General features: G+C 69.9%; 4 protein-coding genes. 1 reads left to right on the top strand and 3 read right to left on the bottom strand.

Translation table 11 applies throughout. The annotated features are described in order from the left end of the window. Positions 1-276: S8 family serine peptidase (locus LQV45_RS27165; RefSeq protein ID WP_230009889.1), on the top strand; the 276-nt coding region annotated here is incomplete at its 5' end. A 106-nt stretch (positions 277-382) separates the two neighbouring features. Here the strand turns inward: LQV45_RS27165 and LQV45_RS27160 are convergent. The 3 genes from LQV45_RS27160 to LQV45_RS27150 form a co-directional block, all read right to left on the bottom strand. Next, positions 383-1,063 (bottom strand): response regulator transcription factor, encoded by a 681-nt coding sequence (locus LQV45_RS27160; RefSeq protein WP_230009886.1) that lies wholly within the window; start codon positions 1,061-1,063, stop codon positions 383-385. Further along, entirely contained in the window at positions 1,056-1,676 is a 621-nt protein-coding gene (locus LQV45_RS27155; protein WP_230009884.1) for a sensor histidine kinase, read from the bottom strand. The genes LQV45_RS27160 and LQV45_RS27155 overlap by 8 nt, the downstream gene beginning before the upstream one ends. Beyond that, positions 1,664-2,205 (bottom strand): histidine kinase (locus tag LQV45_RS27150; protein WP_230009882.1); only part of this gene is annotated, 542 nt, incomplete at its 5' end. The genes LQV45_RS27150 and LQV45_RS27155, both read right to left, overlap by 13 nt.

The raw sequence follows: 2,205 nt of genomic DNA, 5'->3' as shown, positions 1-2,205 counted from the left end.
GTCTCCGGCCCCGGCGTCTGCATGCTCTCCACCTGGCCCGGCGGCTACAACGTAAGCAACGGCACCAGCTTCGCCAGCCCGGCCGTGGCCGGGTCCGTGGCCCTCTGCATCAGCCAGAAGGCCTGCACGGGCTCAGCCGAGCACGTCATGGAGCAGTACCTGGACCTGACAAAGTCGTACTCGAAGCGGCACCACGACTACGGCTTCGGCGGCGATCCCATCCACCCGATCGGGGGACAGTACTACGGATACCTGACCCAGACGGTGAGCTTCTGACGCTGCGGCGGTGAGGAATCCGGCGGCGCAAGTCGCCGCGCCAGAGGCCCTCGGCGAGTCTCAGCCGGGGGCCCGGCCGGGTCTCAGCCGAGGGCCCAGCCGGGTCTCAGCCCAGCAGCCGGCGCTCATAGGCGAAGGCCACCAGCTGGAGCCGGGTCCCGAGGCCCAGCTTGCCCAGCACGCTCCTGAGGTGTGTCTTGACCGTCGCCTCGGATACGAACAGGCTTCCGGCGATCTCACCGTTGGCCAGCCCCTTGGCCGCGAGCAGGAAGACGTCCCGTTCCCGGACAGACAGCACCTCCAGCGCGGACAGGTCCGGTCCCCCGGCCGGCACGGTCCGGGCGGCATGCTGGAACAAATCGTGCACTGATCCCGGCGCAATCACGGAGTACCCGGCGTACACGGTCCGGATCGCGGCGAGCAGGAACTCCGGTTCGCCGCTCTTGAGCAGGTAGCCGCTGGCACCGGCGTCCACGGCGTCAACCACCGCCTGGTCCCGGTTGAAGGTGGTCAGGGCGATGATCTTCGGCGCGCCGGTGCCTGCGGCCTCCGCCTGCCGCACGATCCGCCGTGTGGCGCCGACGCCGTCAAGGACCGGCATGCGCAGGTCCATGAGCATCACGTCGGGGCACCGTTCGACGGCGAATGCCGCCGCCTGCGCGCCGTCGCCGGCTTCCCAGGCCATCGCCATGTCCGGCTGGCTCTCCACCAGCATCCGGATTCCCGCACGGAACAGGGCCTGGTCATCGACAATCGCCACGGTAATGGCCGCCCCGGCATCAGCCACGGTCGCCGGCTTCGGCCAGCTGCATTCCCGGGCGCGCTGCAGGGCTTCCCGCGGGAACCAGGTCCGGCTCCGCGCTGGCGGCGGCAGCATCGGCGTCGGCCGTCCTTGTGCCGTAGGGGATAAAGACTGTCACCCGGTACTGCTCGCCATCCGGGCCGGACGTCATCCAACCTCCTGCGAGGTGGGCGCGTTCCCGCATCCCGGCGAGGCCGCGGCCCACCCGCGTTTCGGCGGCGGGGTCCGGGCTGTCCCTGCCTGTGGTCTCCGGGATCCCGGACGCCGCATGCAGGGTCAGCCCCGGGCCGCTCCAGTCCAGGTGCAGCCGCACCGCGGTGCCGCGGCCGCCGTGTTTCAGTGCGTTGGTCAGGCATTCCTGGATGATCCGGAATACGGCGAGCTGCTGCCCCGCGGAGAGCTCGGCGGGCGTGCCGGACTCGCTTTGTTCGATCTCGAGGCTGCCCTGCATGCGCGCCACGAGGGGCCCGACGTCGCTGAGCCGGGGCTGGGGCGTGACCATGCCGTCGTCGTGCACCCCCTCGATGACGCGCTGCGCGTCCACCAGGGCGCTCCGGGCCGACGTCGCAATGTTCTCCAGGGCGTTTAGGACTGCCATCGGCGCGGCTGGTCCTGGCTCAGGTAGCGGGTGCCATCCGCCTGCGCCGCGATCACGGCGAGTGAGTGGGCCAGGACGTCGTGCAGGTCCCGGCCGATCCGGGTCCGTTCCTGCTCCACGATCAGGTCCACCTCGGCTTCCCTGAGGCTGGTCTGGGCGATGGTCCTGGCCTGGAACAGGCTGCCGCGTTCCTGATACATCGCCAGCAGAAGTCCGACGGCGGCGCAGGCTGCCGCGATCACCAGCAGCAGCGAAAAGAGTTGCCAGCCGTAGGCTTGAAAGGTCCACCGGTCGCCCATGTACAGCGGAAGGAGCCAGCCGACGCCGTTGCCGTAGCGCCAGGACAGCATCAGGAAGGCCATGGCGCCGGCGAACACCACGTTGGCGGCCGCCGCGATGAAGCGTGTCCTTCGCCGGGCCGTCCATTGGATGAAAGCCAGGGACACGAACGCCCCGAGGTAAATGGCCCAGTGGTTGGCGTGCATCGCGGGAATGGCGTACCCCAGTTGGCCCGCGAGCAGCCCTGCCG

It is taken from the genome of Microbacterium sp. Bi128 (assembly GCF_918698205.1).
The sequence above is the reverse complement of the archived record's forward strand: the minus strand, read 5'-3'. Positions and strand labels throughout refer to the sequence as shown.

What these genes read in the sequence shown, in the direction of transcription:
- LQV45_RS27155 (WP_230009884.1), bottom strand. Translation starts at nt 1,676, where the DNA reads ATGGCAGTCCTAAACGCCCTGGAGAACATTGCGACGTCGGCCCGGAGC.